Origin of the sequence: Streptomyces sp. NPDC097617, from assembly GCF_044761485.1 — a bacterium.
Taxonomy (GTDB): domain Bacteria; phylum Actinomycetota; class Actinomycetes; order Streptomycetales; family Streptomycetaceae; genus Streptomyces.
The window spans coordinates 65,504-81,260 of sequence record NZ_JBIWCL010000017.1 but is presented as its reverse complement, the minus strand read 5'-3'; the positions used below and the strand labels follow the sequence as shown (position 1 = coordinate 81,260).

At 74.1% G+C, this 15,757-nt stretch carries 9 protein-coding genes; 2 read left to right on the top strand and 7 right to left on the bottom strand.

Features of this window, described 5'->3' with window-relative positions; genetic code table 11:
* Positions 1-4: 4 nt before the first annotated feature.
* The 5 genes from ACIQZO_RS25195 to ACIQZO_RS25175 all read right to left on the bottom strand — a co-directional run bounded on the left by ACIQZO_RS25195 (position 5) and on the right by ACIQZO_RS25175 (position 5,314).
* Entirely contained in the window at positions 5-760 is a 756-nt protein-coding gene (locus tag ACIQZO_RS25195; RefSeq protein WP_403629963.1) for a DUF4118 domain-containing protein, read from the bottom strand.
* Between the two features lie 243 nt (positions 761-1,003).
* Entirely contained in the window at positions 1,004-2,113 is a 1,110-nt protein-coding gene (locus ACIQZO_RS25190) for a mechanosensitive ion channel family protein (protein WP_403629960.1), read from the bottom strand.
* A 194-nt stretch (positions 2,114-2,307) separates the two neighbouring features.
* Positions 2,308-3,585 (bottom strand): pyroglutamyl peptidase, encoded by a 1,278-nt coding sequence (locus ACIQZO_RS25185; protein ID WP_403629957.1) that lies wholly within the window; start codon positions 3,583-3,585, stop codon positions 2,308-2,310.
* Between the two features lie 126 nt (positions 3,586-3,711).
* Entirely contained in the window at positions 3,712-5,118 is a 1,407-nt protein-coding gene (locus ACIQZO_RS25180; protein ID WP_403629954.1) for an amidase, read from the bottom strand.
* Positions 5,105-5,314, bottom strand: coding sequence for a hypothetical protein (locus tag ACIQZO_RS25175; protein WP_403629952.1), 210 nt, complete (start codon positions 5,312-5,314; stop codon positions 5,105-5,107). The genes ACIQZO_RS25180 and ACIQZO_RS25175 overlap by 14 nt, the downstream gene beginning before the upstream one ends.
* Positions 5,315-5,463: 149 nt before the next feature.
* Here ACIQZO_RS25175 and ACIQZO_RS25170 point away from each other — a divergent pair, with 149 nt between their 5' ends.
* Positions 5,464-6,414 (top strand): MBL fold metallo-hydrolase, encoded by a 951-nt coding sequence (locus tag ACIQZO_RS25170; protein WP_403629950.1) that lies wholly within the window; start codon positions 5,464-5,466, stop codon positions 6,412-6,414.
* A 32-nt stretch (positions 6,415-6,446) separates the two neighbouring features.
* Here ACIQZO_RS25170 and ACIQZO_RS25165 read toward each other — a convergent pair whose 3' ends face one another.
* Positions 6,447-7,019, bottom strand: a complete 573-nt coding sequence (locus tag ACIQZO_RS25165) for a TetR/AcrR family transcriptional regulator C-terminal ligand-binding domain-containing protein (RefSeq protein ID WP_403629948.1) — start codon at positions 7,017-7,019, stop codon at positions 6,447-6,449.
* Positions 7,020-7,095: 76 nt separating this feature from the next.
* Positions 7,096-7,929: an alpha/beta fold hydrolase gene (locus ACIQZO_RS25160; RefSeq protein ID WP_403629945.1), complete on the bottom strand. Its 834-nt coding sequence runs from the start codon at positions 7,927-7,929 to the stop codon at positions 7,096-7,098.
* A 308-nt stretch (positions 7,930-8,237) separates the two neighbouring features.
* Here ACIQZO_RS25160 and ACIQZO_RS25155 point away from each other — a divergent pair, with 308 nt between their 5' ends.
* A complete protein-coding gene (locus ACIQZO_RS25155; RefSeq protein WP_403629942.1) occupies positions 8,238-15,728 on the top strand; it encodes an amino acid adenylation domain-containing protein in 7,491 nt (2,496 codons plus the stop codon).
* Positions 15,729-15,757: the final 29 nt, after the last annotated feature.

Below are 15,757 nucleotides of genomic sequence, written 5' to 3'. Positions count from 1 at the left end.
GTACTCAGCCCCGGTGGTACATCCCGGCCGTGTCCAGCGCAGCGCCCGCCAGAGCGGCCAGCGCGAGCGCCACCGAGCGGGTGTCCTCGGGCGGCAGCGGGCGGCCGGGGAAGGGATCGAGGAGGAAGCGGCCGTAGTAGTGCCCGCCCCCGACGGCCCGCAGCTCGCTCTCGCCGTCCGGCCAGTCGGCGTACCCGGTGACCTCGCGGCCCCGGCGCAGCCGCAGTGCGCCGTCGTGCTCCAGCCGCGGCCGGTGACCGATCAGGGTTCCGTACTCGAAGCGGCAGCCGCGCAGCCCCAGTACGCCGATCAGCTCCCGGCGGACGAACTCGACGACCACGTCCGGCGCACCGCCCCGCTCGGTCAGCCGGGCGGTGTCCTGGAGGCTGGACAGGTGGGCGGCGCCCGTGACCGCGACCGCCTCCAGCCGCCGCGCCCGGACCGCCGACCGCGCGGCGACCAGCCCGACGACGAGCAGCAGGACGGCCGTCTCGATCCCGTCCCGGTCGGCGACGGCGAACGGCCGGTAGGGCCCGGCGACGAGGAGGACGCCGAACGAGGCCGCCGCGGAGAGCGCGGCCAGGGCCGCGGCGGCGCGCGTGCCCGAGGCGGCGACCGCGACGACGGCGACGACCAGGACCAGCGCCTCGTTCGCCGGGGACAGCAGCGTGCGGAAGGGGACGAGCGCCAGGGCCAGGAGGAGGGGGACGACGAGGGCCCCGAACAGGGCGGTGCGATCGCGGAGTCGGTACCCGGGCATGTGCTGCCTCCGTCCGGAAGTGACGATCTCAACCAGAGCCAGATGTCCGAGGGCAGGCTGCCCAGGGCGAGGGGCGCAGCCACCCGCCCTGGCGAGGTCTTGACGTACCGGACGCGAATTTTGCCCGCGGGCCCCGGGCGCCGCGCTCCTTCCGGCCACTACGGCGAGAACTGCCACCGCGGCGAGAACGGCCCCCGTGTCCACGCCGGCCGGCGTCGACACGGGGGCCGGTGGCGCGCGGTGCTACCGGCCGTTGTCCGAGAGCAGCGGCGACGAATCGCGCTGGTGCGGGACCGGCGCGTGCGGTGACGGCGGCGCCTGGAGCTCGTCCCGGTGGAGCGCGACCGTGCGGGTCGGGGCCGGGATCGAGATGCCCTCCGTCCGGAACCGCTCGTGCAGGCGCTTGATGAACTCGTGCTTGATCCGGTACTGGTCGCTGAACTCGCCGACGCCCAGGATCACCGTGAAGTTGATCCGGGAGTCCGCGAACGTGTGGAAGCGCACGGCCCCTTCGTGCGCGCGGTCGGCGCCGTCCACGTCCGCCATCACGGCGGCGACCACGTCGAGGGTCACCCGCTCGACATGCTCCAGATCGCTCTCGTAGCCCACTCCCACCTGGACCAGGATCGAGAACTGGGCCTCCGGCTGGGTGAAGTTGGTCATGTTCGTCCGTGCGAGACGTCCGTTGGGGATGATGACCAGGTTGTTCGACAGGTTGCGCACCACGGTGTTGCGCCAGTTGATGTCGACGACGTAGCCCTCCTCGCCGCTGGTCAGCCGGATGTAGTCACCGGGCTGCACGGTCTTGGAGGCGAGGATGTGCACGCCTGCGAAGAGGTTGGCGAGGGTGTCCTGGAGGGCCAGGGCCACCGCCAGGCCGCCCACTCCGAGGGCGGTGACCAGCGGCGCGATGGACACGCCGAGGGTCTCCAGGGCGACGAGGACGCCCATCACGAGGACCACGATCCGGGTGATGTTGACGAAGATCGTCGCCGAACCGGCCACCCCGGTGCGCGCCCCCGCCACGGACTGGACCAGTCCCGCGACGACCCGCGCCGCGCTGAGCGTGGCGATGAGGATGAGCAGCGCGGTCAGGGACTGGTTCACAAAACCCGCGAGCCGCGCGGTGAGCGGCAGGGTCGTCGCGGCTATCGCCGCGCCGGCGATGAGGGCGGCCCCGGGGGCGATGGTGCGCAGCGCGTCGACGATGATGTCGTCGCCCCGCCACCGGGTCCGCTCGGCGTGACGGCCGAGCCACCGCAGGAGGGCCCGCAGCAGCAGCCCGGCCGCGGCGCCCGCCGCCAGCGCGATCCCGGCGACCAGCCAGTCGTGCAGGAGGAGGTCCCGGTTCAACGGACGCCCTCCGTTGCGCGGCGCAGGCCCCGGGCAGTGGCGGCGGACGTCGCCGGCCGTCGTATGAGGTGTGTCGTCACCTTGTCACCTGTCAGTTTGTCGTGCGTGAAGCTTCGTTCGGGCGTGTGTACGCATCCGGAACGGGCTGCCATCCTGCCCCATGGCAGGTGCACGCACCGCAGGCGGGGCGGCGACTACCGGCGGGCGGCGGCGTGTTCGAGGACCGAGCGGACCTCGGCCGTGATCGCGCTCTCGTTGCGCTCGAACTCGGTGCCCGTCAGCAGCTGCGGGTCGGCCGGCAGGCCGGTGAGCACCGGTGTGTGGAGGTGTCCGCCGGGCAGGTGCGGGGCGAGTTGGGCGCGCAGCCGGTTGGAGCGGTAGGCCACCTCGTTGGACAGGTAGCCGCCCCCGCCGCCCTCCACGGCGCGCGAGCCGGGCGTCGGGCCGTCGGACCGGTCGACGGGAGCGGTGCCGCCCGCCGGGATCTCCGTCACGCCGGGGTTCAGGAGCACCGGGTACGGGCTCTGCACGGCGCCGGTCACGGCGTCGGCGGGGAGCGTGGTCCGGATGAACTCCGGGCCCGGCCCCATGCCGGGGGCGGTCACCGGGCGCTCGCGCGTGCCGCCGGAGAGGGCGCGTACGTTGTCGGGGTACGGGTCCGCGGACCGTGCCCGCCCCGCCCAGTCCTCCAGGGTGAAGATCCCGGGGTAGCCCTGGCTGACGCTGGTGATGATGTCCGCCGTGGCCGGGCCGCCGCCGGCCATGCGCGGGCCGAACGCCCGCTCCACCATCCCGGCGTCGAAGTCGGTGTACCGCACGGGGAGGACGACGGCGCGGATCTCCGCGGTGCTGCCGTCGGCGAGGGTCACGCGCCGTCCGTTGAGCTGGAGCGCGGCCGATCCGGAGGGGTTGGCGCGGCGTATCTCGGCGTCGAGCCCGAAGGGGTCGAACCCGCTGATGAACACGCGCCGTACGCCGGGCGCGGTGCGGAAGGCGTTGTTCGTGAGGCCGCGGGAGGAGTCCTCGAAGCGGGCCCGGAGCGCGGCCCGGTCGGCGGTGAACTCCGGCTGCCAGCGGGCGAGTGCGACGGTCATGCCCAGGCGCGCCCAGTACAGCGGCCGGTCGTCCCCGGGTGCGAGGTCGCCGCCGGGCCGCTGGCCCTGGGCACGCCGTACGGAGGCCTGCCACAGGGCCTCGCCCCAGTCGACGACCAGCCGGTCCGCCTCGGCGGTGCCGCGGGTCGCGCACAGGGCGGCGGGAAACCGGCGGACGAAGTCCCCGAGCCCGGTGCGCTCGACGAGCGCCGTGGTCCGCGCGTCGGCGAGCCGCGCCTGTTCGGCGTCGAGCGGTGCGGACGGGGAGGTGCGGCAGGCCAAAGCGCCCTCGGCCGCGTGCGCGGGCGAGGCGACTGCCAGGGGGAGGACGAGGGAGAGGAGGGCGGCGGCCGACGCCGCACGCCGTAAGAGCATCATGCGATGTGACATTACATAGCGGCCGGCACCCTCACCAGGCACACCGGCCGCAGCCGCCGTGACTGGCTCAACTCCACCTCCCGCACGGCCGGTTCGCCGCCTGGTGAGGGCCGTACGCCGGTTCCGCTAGGCGGCCGGTCCCGGCTCCGGGGGTGGGCCGAGGGTGGTGCCGCCGGTCTGCTCGAGGGCGTGCCCCGCCCGCAGTACCGCGGCCTCGCCGAAGGGCCGCCCCATGAGCTGCATGCCGATCGGCAGGCCCGCCGCGTCCAGGCCGACGGGCACGCTCAGTGAGGGTACGCCGGTGAGGTTGGCCGGGGCCGACAGCCGTACGTACGCCTCGGGGACGCTCTCCACGCTGCCGTCGCCCCAGGTCACACTCGTCTGTCCGGTCTTCGCCGCGGTGAGCGGCACGGTCGGCGCGGCGATCACGTCGACCGCCTCCAGCATCTCCTGCCAGGTCTGCCGCATCAGGGTGCGGGCGCGCTGGGCCCGCAGGTAGTCCCCGGCGGTCATCAGCTCGCCCGCCTCCAGGAGGACGCGGACGTCGGCGTCGTACAGGTCGGGCACCGCCCGAAGCGTCCGCTCGTGGTAGGCCGTGGCCTCGGGCACCATCAGGCCCCACTGGGCCGCCCGGATGTAGCGGGTCATCGGGATCTCGACCTCGACGAGCCGGGCGCCGAGCTCCTCCAGCCGACCGATCGCCCGCCGGACGGCGGCCTCCACCTCGGGATCCACGTGGTCGAAGTAGTAGTTGCCGGGCACGCCGACCCGTAGCCCCGTCAGATCCGCGCCGGGGCCCGGACGGTAGTCCACCGCCGGGGCCGCGACCGACGCCGGGTCGCGCGGGTCGTGCCCGACCAGGGCGGCCAGGACCAGCGCCGCGTCCTCCACGGTGCGGGTGAGCGGCCCCACGTGGTCGAGCGACCAGGCCAGGGAGGTCACGCCGTGGCGCGGCACCAGCCCGTACGTCGGCTTCAGTCCGACGACCCCGTTCAGGGCGGCGGGTACCCGGATCGATCCGCCGGTGTCGGTGCCCAGGGCGAAGGCGGCCGCTCCGGCGGCCACGGCGACGGCCGACCCGCCGCTGGACCCGCCGGCCACCCGGTCCGGGTGCCAGGCGTTGGCCGTCTGAGGGGTGGTCAGGCCGTAGGCGAACTCATGCGTGTGGGTCTTGCCCACCAGCACCGCTCCGGCCGAGGCGAGTCGCGCGGCGACGGTGCTGTCCTCCTTCGCGCGGTGCCCCGTGCGGACCCGGGAGCTCGCCGTGGTGGCCAGCCCGGCCACGTCGATGAGGTCCTTGAGCCCCGCGGGTATTCCGTGCAGGGGGCCCCGGTACGCGCCGGCGGCGACCTCGTGTTCCGCCCGCCGCGCCGCATCGCGCGCACGGTCCGCCGTCACGGCGGTGAAGGCCCGCAGGTGCGGTTCGACGCGCGCGATGCGCTCCAGCGCCGAGTCCGCGAGTTCGACCGGCGAGAGCTGTCGGGTGCGTACGGCCTCGGCCGCTTCGGCCAGGGTCAGCTCATACGGCCGCATCGTGCTGCTCCCCTCCGGCGCGGTACGCGCTCGCGGGCGGTGTCTCGCCGAAGTCCAGTTCTCGCAGGAGCGATACGACGGCGTGGATGTGGTCGGCGGCGGCGGCGACCTCCGCGTGGCGGTCCTGTCCGAGCGGAAGTCCGGACCGTGCGGCCCAGCGGGCGGCTTCGGGAGGGGTGAGGTCTGAGGCGGACATGCACAGCCTTCCTTCAGGGGGAGCGGCGCGACGAAGATCGCGCCTTAAAGCTAATGCCTTGCGTTAGGTCACCGTAGGGCCTACGGTCACTTAAAGCGAATGAATCGCTTTTACTGCTCGTCGACCCCCGCGGACGAAGGAACACGCATATGCGCACCGCCCAGTTCACCGAGCCGGCCCCGGCCGCGGCCGCCCACTGGTCGGTCGGGGAGATCACGGTCCACCGGATCGACGAGATGCCCCTGCCACCGGCGACCGGACCGTGGCTGCTGCCCGCCGCCACCCCGGACGTGGTCGCCGCACACGCCTGGCTGCACCCCGACCACGCCGGCCCGGACGGCGTCCTGCACCTCGACAGCCACAGCTTCGCGCTGGTCGTGGATGGCCTGCGGGTCCTCGTCGACACAGGGATCGGCAACGGCAAGACGCGGGCCAACCCGGCCTGGCACAACCTCCGCACCGACTACCTCGAACGCCTCGCGGCCATCGGATTCACCCCCGGGAACGTCGACCTGGTGATCCTCACCCACCTGCACACCGACCATGTCGGCTGGAACACCCGGGAGGTGGACGGCGCATGGGTGCCGACCTTCCCGCGCGCCCGCTACCTCACGTCGCGGGCGGAGCGCGAGTTCTGGGCCGCCTACGACATGGACGAGGCGCGGAGCGCCATGTTCGGTGACTCCGTGGTGCCGGTCGAGGAGGCGGGCCTGCTCGATCTGGTCGACGTACCGGCCGAAGGTGTCGACGTGGCCCCCGGGCTGCGCCTGCTGCCCGCCCCGGGGCACACGCCGGGACAGATCGCGGTACGGGTGAGCAGCGCGGGCGCGACGGCCCTCATCACCGGGGACGCGGTCCACCACCCCGTGCAGCTGGCGCACCCGGAGATCGGCAGCTGCGTCGACATCGACCCCGTGCGGGCCGAGGCCACCCGCCGGGCACTGCTCGCCGGACTCGCCGACACCGGCGGCCTGGTCCTCGGTACGCACTTCCCGGCGCCGACCGCCGGCCGCGTGGTCGCCGAGGGGGACGCCTACCGGTTCGAACCCGTGGCCGACCGCCCCGACTTCCCGGACCCCTCTACGGCCGCTGACCGCTGACCGCTGACCGCAGGCCGCCACGCGGCAGCAGGTCAGCGGGGTGCGCCGAACCCCTGGAGGGCGTCGCGCACGAGTCCGTGCGCGTACGCGCCGGTGAGGCCGGCCGGGCGGAACAGGATGCGGTACATCATCGGGGCCACGACCCGGTCGAGCACCGTCTCGACGTCCGGGGCGTCCTCGCCGCGCTCGGCGGCGCGCGCGAGTACGACGGCGATCTGCTCCGCCGCGTAGGCCGAGCACCGGCCCGCGTTGTCGCCGTCGGGGTCACCCAGCAGGGCGTCGCGGATGTACGCGCGCCCCGTGGGTGAGGCCATCTCCTCCAGGAACTCCTCGGCCCAGCCCCGCAGATCCGCCGGCAGGTCGCCGCGGTCCTGCGGCGGAGCCTCCGGGCGCAGGCGCTCGACGGCGACGTCCGAGAGCAGTTCCTGCAGGTCGCCCCAGCGGCGGTAGACCGTCGACGGGGTGACACCGGCCCGCGCCGCGACCATCGGGATCGTCAGTTCCGGCCGCCCGAGCTCGGCCTGCAGTTCCCGCACGGCGGTGTGGACCGCCTGCTGGACCCGCGCGCTGCGGCCTCCGGGGCGGACCATCGCTCTTCGGCTCATGCGACCAGCTTAAAGCAAATCCGTTGCGTCAGGGCCGCGCGCGCGGAGGGTGCACGCTCCGCGAGGGGAGTGCGCGCTACTTCCGCAGGAAGGCCAGGAGCGCGCTGTTGACCTCGTCGGCATGCGTCCAGAGCAGACCGTGCGGGGCGCCCTCCAGGACGACGTAGTCCGCGTGGGGGAGGGCCTTGTGGAAGGGCTCAGCGGTGGACCCGATGGGCAGGATGCGGTCCCCGGTGCCGTGCAGGATCAGGGTGGGGACGTCGATCTTCGGGATGTCGCCCCGGAAGTCGGTGGTCCAGGTGAGGACGGCGGCGCGCGAGGCGTACGGGGAGGCGCCCGCCGCGGTGCCCCAGCTCGCCCGGACGGCCTCTTCGCTGATGCGCGTGCCGAGGTTCTCGTCGAGGTTGTAGAACGCCTGGTAGAAGTCGGCGAAGTAGGCGTAGCGGTCCTTCGTGACCGCGGCGAGGATGCCCTCGAAGACGCTGCCGTCGACACCGGCGGGGTTCTCGTCGGTCTTGAGGAGGTACGGCTCCAGGCCCGACAGGAACACCGCCTTGGCGACGCGCGCGGAGCCGTGGGTGCCGAGGTAGCGGCCGACCTCCCCGGTGCCCATCGAGAAGCCGACGAGGACGGTGTCGGTGAGGTCGAGGGCCTCCATCAGGGCGTGCAGGTCGGCGGTGAAGGTGTCGTAGTCGTAGCCGGTGGTGGGCCGGCCGGACCGCCCGAAGCCGCGCCGGTCGTAGGTGATGACGCGGTGGCCGGCGTCGAGGAGGACGGGGACCTGCTTCTCCCAGGACTGTCCGTCCAGGGGGTAGCCGTGGATGAGGACGACGGGCTGACCGCTGCCATGGTCCTCGTAGTAGAGGTCGATGTCGGTGGTGTTCTCCTGGCCGACGGTGATGAACGGCATGGTGCTCTCCTGTCGCGATCGTGCTTGCGGTGACGCGCCGACGGTGTCCGGGACGTCCGGGGACCCGTAGGAGTGTCGCGCCCCGCGGCCCCCGAAGGCGGCTGGAACACGGGCTTCCAGCCGCATTCCCGAGGGCCGTCCACCGCGTGCGGCCCCGGCCGGCGCGTGCGCCGACGGCCCCGGTCACGTGAATCGGGGACCGAAAAGAGGCGACTTCACCCCCCACCGCGCCGTTCCTAGGCTGAGAGGGCAATCAAGCGGAGCATGCGCCGCGTACCAGGCACCGGTGCGGCGTCGAGGGAGTTGTCTTGGCCAGTCACGATCCGATCGAACGCCCTGCGGAGCCGTCGTTCAGCGCGTTCCGTGCGTCGGCAGCCCAGCAGCGCATGTACTTCCTCCAGCAGATGGAGGAGGGCCGGCCGACCTACCACATGCCGGTCTTCTACGGCCTCGACGGACCGGTGGACGAGTCCGCGCTCCGCACGTGCGCCCAGGGGCTGCTCGACCGGCACGAGGCACTGCGCACCCGGTTCGTCCTGCGCGACGGCGAGCTGTGGCAGCACATCGACACCGGGGCCGTGCTCGCCTGGTCCTGCGCCACGGTGCCCGGGGACGGGGACGGGGACGGGAACCGGGACGGGGCCGCCGAGGAGTGGATGGCCGCCGAGCACCACCGGCCCTTCGACCTGGAAGCCGGCCCCCTCTTCCGTGCGGCCCTGCTGCACACCCCCGACGGCGCCGTCCTCGCGCTCGCCATGCACCACATCGTCGGCGACGGATGGTCCGTCGGGATCCTCGCCCGTGAACTCCTCGCCGCGTACGCCCGCCACATCGACGGCCCGCACCCGGGACCGGCCGAGGAGGCCCCGGAATACCAGTACGCCGACTTCTCCGACTGGCAGGAGGAATGGCTGCGGGGCGAAGCCGCCCGGCGCCAGCTCGCCCACTGGGAGGAGCGGTTGGGCGGTGAGCTGCCCGACGCGCCCCTGCCCCGGGACGGCCGGCCCGGTGACGGCGCGGCGCGCGGCGCGGCGGCGCTGCACTCCTTCGACGTGCCCGCCCCGGTGCTCGCCCGCATGGAGCGGCTGTGCCGGGCTACGCACAGCACGCCCTACATGCTGATGCTGGCCGCCTTCCAGGTCGTGCTGGGCCGCTCCACGGGAACCGACGACGTGCTGGTGGGGACACCGGTCGCCAACCGCAGCCGCAAGGAGTTCCACGACACCGTCGGCCTGTTCGTCAATACGCTGGTGATCCGCGCGGACCTGGCCGACGCCCCCGCGTTCCGGGTCCACCTGGAGCGGGTACGGGACACCGTGCTCGACGCGCAGGACCACCAGGACCTGCCCTTCGAGCGGATCGTCGACCGGATCACGCCGGGCCGCACCGGTGACGAAGCGCCTCTTTTCCGGGTCATGTTCGGGCTCCACGACGAGGACGGCATGACCGACGGCCTGCCCGGGCCGCGGGCCAGGATGCTCGAAGGACCCGCCGGAACGGCCAAGTTCGACCTCACCTTCGACGTCGTCCGCACCGGCGGCGCGCTGAGCTGCCGGCTGGAGTACCGCGCCGACCTCTTCGAAGCCGCCACGATCGAGCGGTTCGGGAGGCACTTCGCGCGCCTCCTGGACGCCGCCACCGACCACCCCGAACTGACCCTCGACGCCCTGCCGATGCTGTCGGACGACGAGCGCACGGGCATCGGTTCCCCGCTCCCGGCCGAGGCCCCGCTCCAGGCCGATGCCCCGCTCCCGGTCGGCGCCGCCCTCCCGCACGCTCCGGGGGAGTCCCGCTGCGTCCACGAGATCTTCGCGGAGCATGCCGCGCGCACCCCCGACGCGGTCGCCCTCGTCCACGAGGACACCTCCCTCACCTACCGCGAGCTCGACACCCGGGCGAACCGGCTCGCCCACCGGCTGCGCGCCCTCGGCGTGGGCCCCGACACCCTCGTCGGACTGTGCCTGCCCCGCTCCGCCGACCTCGTCGTCGCCCTGCTCGGCATCCTGAAGGCCGGCGGCGCCTACCTGCCGCTCGACCCCGACAACCCGCCCGAGCGGCTGCGCCACATCATCGGCGACGCCCGCCTGGAGCACGTCGTCGGCACCACCGGCACCCGGGCGCTGTGGGACGCCCCCGGCCTGCACGCCGTCGACCTGCTCGCCGACGCCCCGCTCCTGGCCGCCGAACCGGACACCGCCCCCGACACCGGCGTCACCCCGGACCACCTTGCGTACGTCATCTACACGTCCGGCTCCACCGGCCTCCCCAAGGGCACCCTCGTGCCCCACGCCAACGTCACCCGGCTGTTCTCCGCCACCGACCACTGGTTCGGCTTCGGCCCCGAGGACGTGTGGACCCTCTTCCACTCCATCGCCTTCGACTTCTCCGTCTGGGAGCTGTGGGGAGCCCTCGCCCACGGCGGCCGCCTCGTCGTGGTGCCGTACGGGACCAGCCGCTCGCCGGAGGAGTTCCACCGCCTGCTGCGCGCGCAGCGGGTCACCGTCCTCAACCAGACCCCCTCCGCCTTCTACCAGTTGGCCCGCGCCGACGAGGAGCACCACCGCACGGCCGGTGCGGCCGGATCCGGGCTCGCCCTGCGCCACGTCGTCTTCGGCGGCGAGGCCCTCGATGTCGCAGCCCTCGCCGGGTGGTTCGCCCGGCACGGCGACAGCGCGCCCCGCCTCGTGAACATGTACGGCATCACCGAGACCACCGTGCACGTCACGTACCGGCCGCTGACCGTCCGGGACGCCGAGCAGGGCCGTGGCAGTGTGATCGGCGTGCCCATCCCCGACCTGCGCCTGCACCTGCTCGACGCGCGAGGCCGGACCGTCCCGCGCGGAGCCGTCGGGGAGCTGTACGTCGCCGGGGCGGGCCTGGCCCGCGGCTATCTGCGCCGGCCCGAACTCACCGCCGAGCGCTTCCCCACCGGACTCGGCGACGGCGGCGCGGCCCGCGTCGCCGACGCGCCCGCCGGACTCTCGGCCGGCGAGCGGCTGTACCGCACCGGAGACCTGGCGCGCGCCCTGCCCGACGGGGACCTGGAGTACCTCGGCCGCATCGACCACCAGGTCAAACTGCGCGGCTTCCGGATAGAACTGGGCGAGGTCGAGGCGGCCCTGGCCGCCCACCCCCTCGTCGACGCCGCGGTCGCCCTCGTCGCACCGGACCCCGCGGGGAGCGACGTCCTCGTCGGCTACCTGGCCGTGACCGGGGCCGAGGACGGTGCGGGCCCCACCGTCGAGGAGCTGCGCGACCACCTCGCGCGCAGGCTGCCCGGCTACATGATCCCCGGTGCGTTCGTCACCCTGCCCGCCTTCCCGCTGACGGCCAACGGCAAGACCGACCGCCGCCGGCTGCCCGCCCCCGGCTCGGTCGCCCGCACCCCCACCGCCGCCTACGAGGCGCCCCGCGGGCCGGTCGAGACCGCGCTCACCGAGGTCTTCGCACAGGTCCTCGGGCACGAGAGGGTCGGCGCCCTGGACAACTGGTTCGCCCTCGGCGGGGACTCCATCCGCTCCCTCCAGCTCCTCGCCCGGATCCGGGAGCGGGGCCTCGACCTCACCGTCGCCGACCTCATGCGCCGTCAGACGGCCCGCGCCCTCGCCCCCGTCGTGACCCCGCGCGACGCGGCGGCCGGCGCCGGGGCCGCGTACGAGCCGTTCGCCCTGCTCACCCCCGAGGACCGGGCGGCCCTGCCCGAGGGGCTTCAGGACGCCTATCCGATGACCCGGCTCCAGGCCGGCATGCTCTACCACAGCGACCTGCCGTCGGCCGGTGGACGCGTCTACCACAACGTGGCCTCCTACCTGGTCGAGACGCCCTTCTCGGAGGCCGCCTGGCGGACCACCGTCGAGGTCCTCGCGGCCCGGCACGAGATGCTGCGCACCTCCTTCGACCCGCACGGATTCACCGAGCCCCTGCAGCTCGTGCACCGCGGCGCCGGCCCGGAGATCACCTTCGAGGACCTGCACGGCCTCGACCCCGAGGCGCAGCGCACCGCCGTGGCCGCCCGCTACGCCGCCGAGCGCGACCGGCCCTTCGACTGGGACCGGCCCCCGCTGATCCGCTTCCACGTCCAGCGGCTCTCCGACACCCGCCTCCAGCTGTTCGTCGCCGAGCACCACGCCGTGCTGGACGGCTGGAGCGAACGTTCGCTCCTCACCGAACTGGCCTCCTGCTACACCGAGGCGCTCGCGGCCCCGACCCCGGGCGACGGTCCTTCCCCGGAAGCGGGCCCCCGCTCCCGGTTCGCGTCCTTCGTCGCCCTCGAACGGGCCGCGCTGGCCGACCCCGGACAGCGCGCCCACTGGACGGCCCGCACCGCCGACGCCCCCGCGACCCGGCTGCCGCGCCCGGCGGCGCCCGGCGGACCCGCCGCCATGTCCTGGTACCTCGCACCGCTCCCGGAGGGACTGCACGCCCGGCTGACCGCCCTGGCCGCCGAGTGCGGCGTACCGCTGCGCACCGTCCTGCTCGCCGCCCACCTGCGGGTCATGGCCCTGCTCGGCGGCGGCGACGCGGTCACCACCGGAGTGGTGCACAACGGTCGGGTCGAGGAGACCGACGGCGACAAGGTGGTCGGCGCCTTCCTGAACACCCTGCCGCTGAGCGTCGGCGTCACCGGGCTCAGCTGGCGCGGGCTCGTCGGACACGTCGCCGAGCTCGAGGCCGGGCTGCACGCGTACCGGCGCTTCCCGCTCGCCGAGATCCAGCGCCTGTCCGGCGGCGGCCCGCTCTTCGAGACCTTCTTCAACTACACCCACTTCCACGTCGAGCAGGACGGGCCCACCGGCGGCGCGTTCACCGTGCTGGAGGAGACCGGGGAGGCGGGCACCGACTTCGCCTTCGGCGCGGAGTTCTCCCGCAGCCCCGACGGCGCCCTGCTCGAACTCGGCCTGCGCTTCGACGCCGCCCAGTTCTCCGAGGAGCAGATGGCGAGCGCGCACGCCTCCTACACGGCCGCCCTGCGCGACCTGGCCGAGGCACCGGAGCGTGACTGCACGGCCGCCGACCTGCTGCCGGAGGCCGAACACCGCCGCTACGCCGAGTGGAACCGGACGGCCGTCGACTACCCGCGGACGCACGTCCTGACCCGGCTGATCGACGAGCAGCGCGAGCGGACCCCCGAGGCCCCCGCCGTCCGCTTCGAGGGCGCGGAGCTCACCTACCGCGCCCTCGACACCGAGGCCGAGCGGCTGTGCGCGGCGCTGCGGGAACGGGGCGCCGGCCCCGGCACCTTCGTCGGCCTGCTGCTGGAACGCTCCCTCGCCCTGCCCGTCGTCCTGCTCGCCGTCCTGAAGTCCGGAGCCGCCTACGTCCCGCTGGACCCGGAGCACCCGGCGCCGCGCGTGCGGTCCCTGCTCGCCGAGTCCGGCATCGCCCTGGTGGTCACCGAGGGCGCGTGGGCGGACCGGCTGGAGGGATCGGGGGTCACCGTCGTCCGGCCGGACGAGGCCGCGACCGGTACTGCGACCGGTACTGCGACCGGTACTGCGACCGGTACTGCGACCGGTATGGCGACCGGTATGGCGACCGGTACTGCGACCGGTACTGCGACCGGTATGGCGACCGGTATGGCGACCGGTACTGCGGACCCCGTGGGCCCCGTCATCGGACCGGCGCCCGCCGACCCGGCGTACATGATCTTCACCTCGGGATCCACCGGCAAGCCCAAGGGGGTCGTGGTCTCCCACCGCGCCATTGCCAACCGGCTGCTGTGGATGCAGGACGAATACGGCCTGACGCCGGGGGAGCGGGTGCTGCACAAGACGCCGTACACCTTCGACGTCTCCGTGTGGGAGCTGTTCTGGCCCCTGCTGACCGGCGCCACCCTCGTCCTCGCCCGCCCCGGCGGCCAGCGCGATCCCGGCTACCTCGCCGGTCTGATCCACGACGAGGGCGTCACCACGGTGCACTTCGTCCCCTCGATGCTCAGCGTCTTCCTCGACGACCCCGCGGCCGTGACCGGCGCGGCCGGCCTCACCCGGGTGGTGTGCAGCGGCGAGGCCCTGCCGTACGAGGTGCAGCGCAGGTTCTTCGAGCGGCTGCCCGGGGTCGAACTGCACAACCTCTACGGGCCCACCGAGGCGGCCGTCGACGTCACGTACTGGCAGTGCCGGCCCGATGGCGGCGACACCGTGCCCATCGGCCGCCCCATCGCCAACATGCGCACCCACGTCCTCGACCGGCGCCTGGCCGAAGTCCCCCTCGGTGTCACCGGGGAGCTCTTCCTCGAAGGCGTCGGCCTCGCCGACGGCTACCACGGACGACCGGAACTGACGGCCGAGCGGTTCATCGAGCACACCGGCCCCCACGGCGCCGTGCGCCGCTTGTACCGGACCGGCGACCTCGCCCGGCACCGGCCCGACGGGGCCCTGGAGTACGCGGGCCGCACCGACCACCAGCTGAAGATCCGCGGCTTCCGTGTCGAGCCGGGGGAGATCGAGGCGGTCCTCGCCGAACACCCCGCTGTCCGCGACTGCGCGGTCCTGCCCCGCGGCGAACGCCTCGTCGGCTACTTCGTCCCCGAATCGGCCGGCCCGGACACCGCCCCCGCCCCCGACCCGGGCGAACTGGCGGCCCACGCCCGGGAACGGCTCCCCGAGTACATGGTCCCCTCCGCCTGGGTGCGCCTGGACGCCCTCCCGCTGACCGCCAACGGCAAACTGGACCGCGCCGCCCTGCCCGACCCGGACCCCGCCGACCTGCGCGGCGGCGTCGAACCGACCCCGCCCCGCGACGCCCTCGAAGCCCGCCTCGCCGGGATCTGGGAGGGGCTCCTGGCCGCCGGCCCCGTCGGCGTGCACGACGACTTCTTCGAGTCCGGCGGGCACTCCATCGACGCCCTGCGCCTGATCGGCCGGATCAATCAGGCCTTCGGCGAACGGCTCGGCGTCTCGGTCGTCATGGAACACCCGACCGTCTCCCGGCAGGCAGCCCTGCTGCGCGGCCGCCGGGCCGAGGCCGCACCGGACCCGGTGGTCCGCATCCAGCCCGAGGGCACGCTCGACCCGCTCTTCCTCGTCCACCCGATCGGCGGGAACGTCTTCTGCTACCGGAGCCTGGCCGCGGAACTGGGCGCCGAACGACCGGTCTTCGGGCTGACCGCACCCGGGCTGACCGCCCCCGACCCGGTACCCGACGCCACCGTCGGGGAGCTGGCCGCCGCCCATGTGGAGGCCCTGCGCCGGATCAGCCCCACCGGCCCCTACCACCTGGCCGGCTGGTCCTTCGGCGGGCTCCTCGCCCACGAGATGGCCGTCCAACTGCGGTCCGCCGGGCAGCAGGTGGCGACCCTCGCGCTCCTCGACACCGGCTACCCGGACCCCGGCAGCCTCCCCGCCGACGAGAACGACCTGCTGGAGTGGTTCCACGAGGACCTGGCCCGCTCCGCCGGCTTCGACCCGTCCGACGCGAGCGTGTACGCCCTGCGCAGTGCCCTGCGGAGCGTCGCCGGCACCACGACCCGGCTCGCCGTCCTCGCCGAGCAGGTGGCGCGCGACGGCTTCGCCCCCGGACTGGACCCGCGGGACCTCGCCCGGCACTACGCGGTGTTCCGCACCGGGATCCGTGCCGCCGCGGCGTACGAGCCCCCGGCGGCCCCCTGCCCGGTCCTGTTCCTCCAGAGCACGACCGGTGCCCGGGAGCATGCCGCTGACCGGTGGGCCGGGCGGGCCGCGGCCGGCTTCACCCGCCACGACGCCGCCACCGACCACTACGGACTGATGCGGCCGCCGCACAGCGCCCGGGCAGCCGCCCTCCTGCGCACCGCCCTCGCCGCGGCAGACCACCGCTGAACGGGGGCCCCGGCCCGCCCGGGGCCCCC

Coding starts and splice junctions, on each gene's coding strand:
- ACIQZO_RS25170 (WP_403629950.1), top strand. CDS start 5,464: ATGCGCACCGCCCAGTTCACCGAGCCGGCCCCGGCCGCGGCCGCCCAC.
- ACIQZO_RS25160 (WP_403629945.1), bottom strand. CDS start 7,929: ATGCCGTTCATCACCGTCGGCCAGGAGAACACCACCGACATCGACCTC.
- ACIQZO_RS25195 (WP_403629963.1), bottom strand. CDS start 760: ATGCCCGGGTACCGACTCCGCGATCGCACCGCCCTGTTCGGGGCCCTC.
- ACIQZO_RS25185 (WP_403629957.1), bottom strand. CDS start 3,585: ATGATGCTCTTACGGCGTGCGGCGTCGGCCGCCGCCCTCCTCTCCCTC.
- ACIQZO_RS25175 (WP_403629952.1), bottom strand. CDS start 5,314: ATGTCCGCCTCAGACCTCACCCCTCCCGAAGCCGCCCGCTGGGCCGCA.
- ACIQZO_RS25165 (WP_403629948.1), bottom strand. CDS start 7,019: ATGAGCCGAAGAGCGATGGTCCGCCCCGGAGGCCGCAGCGCGCGGGTC.
- ACIQZO_RS25180 (WP_403629954.1), bottom strand. CDS start 5,118: ATGCGGCCGTATGAGCTGACCCTGGCCGAAGCGGCCGAGGCCGTACGC.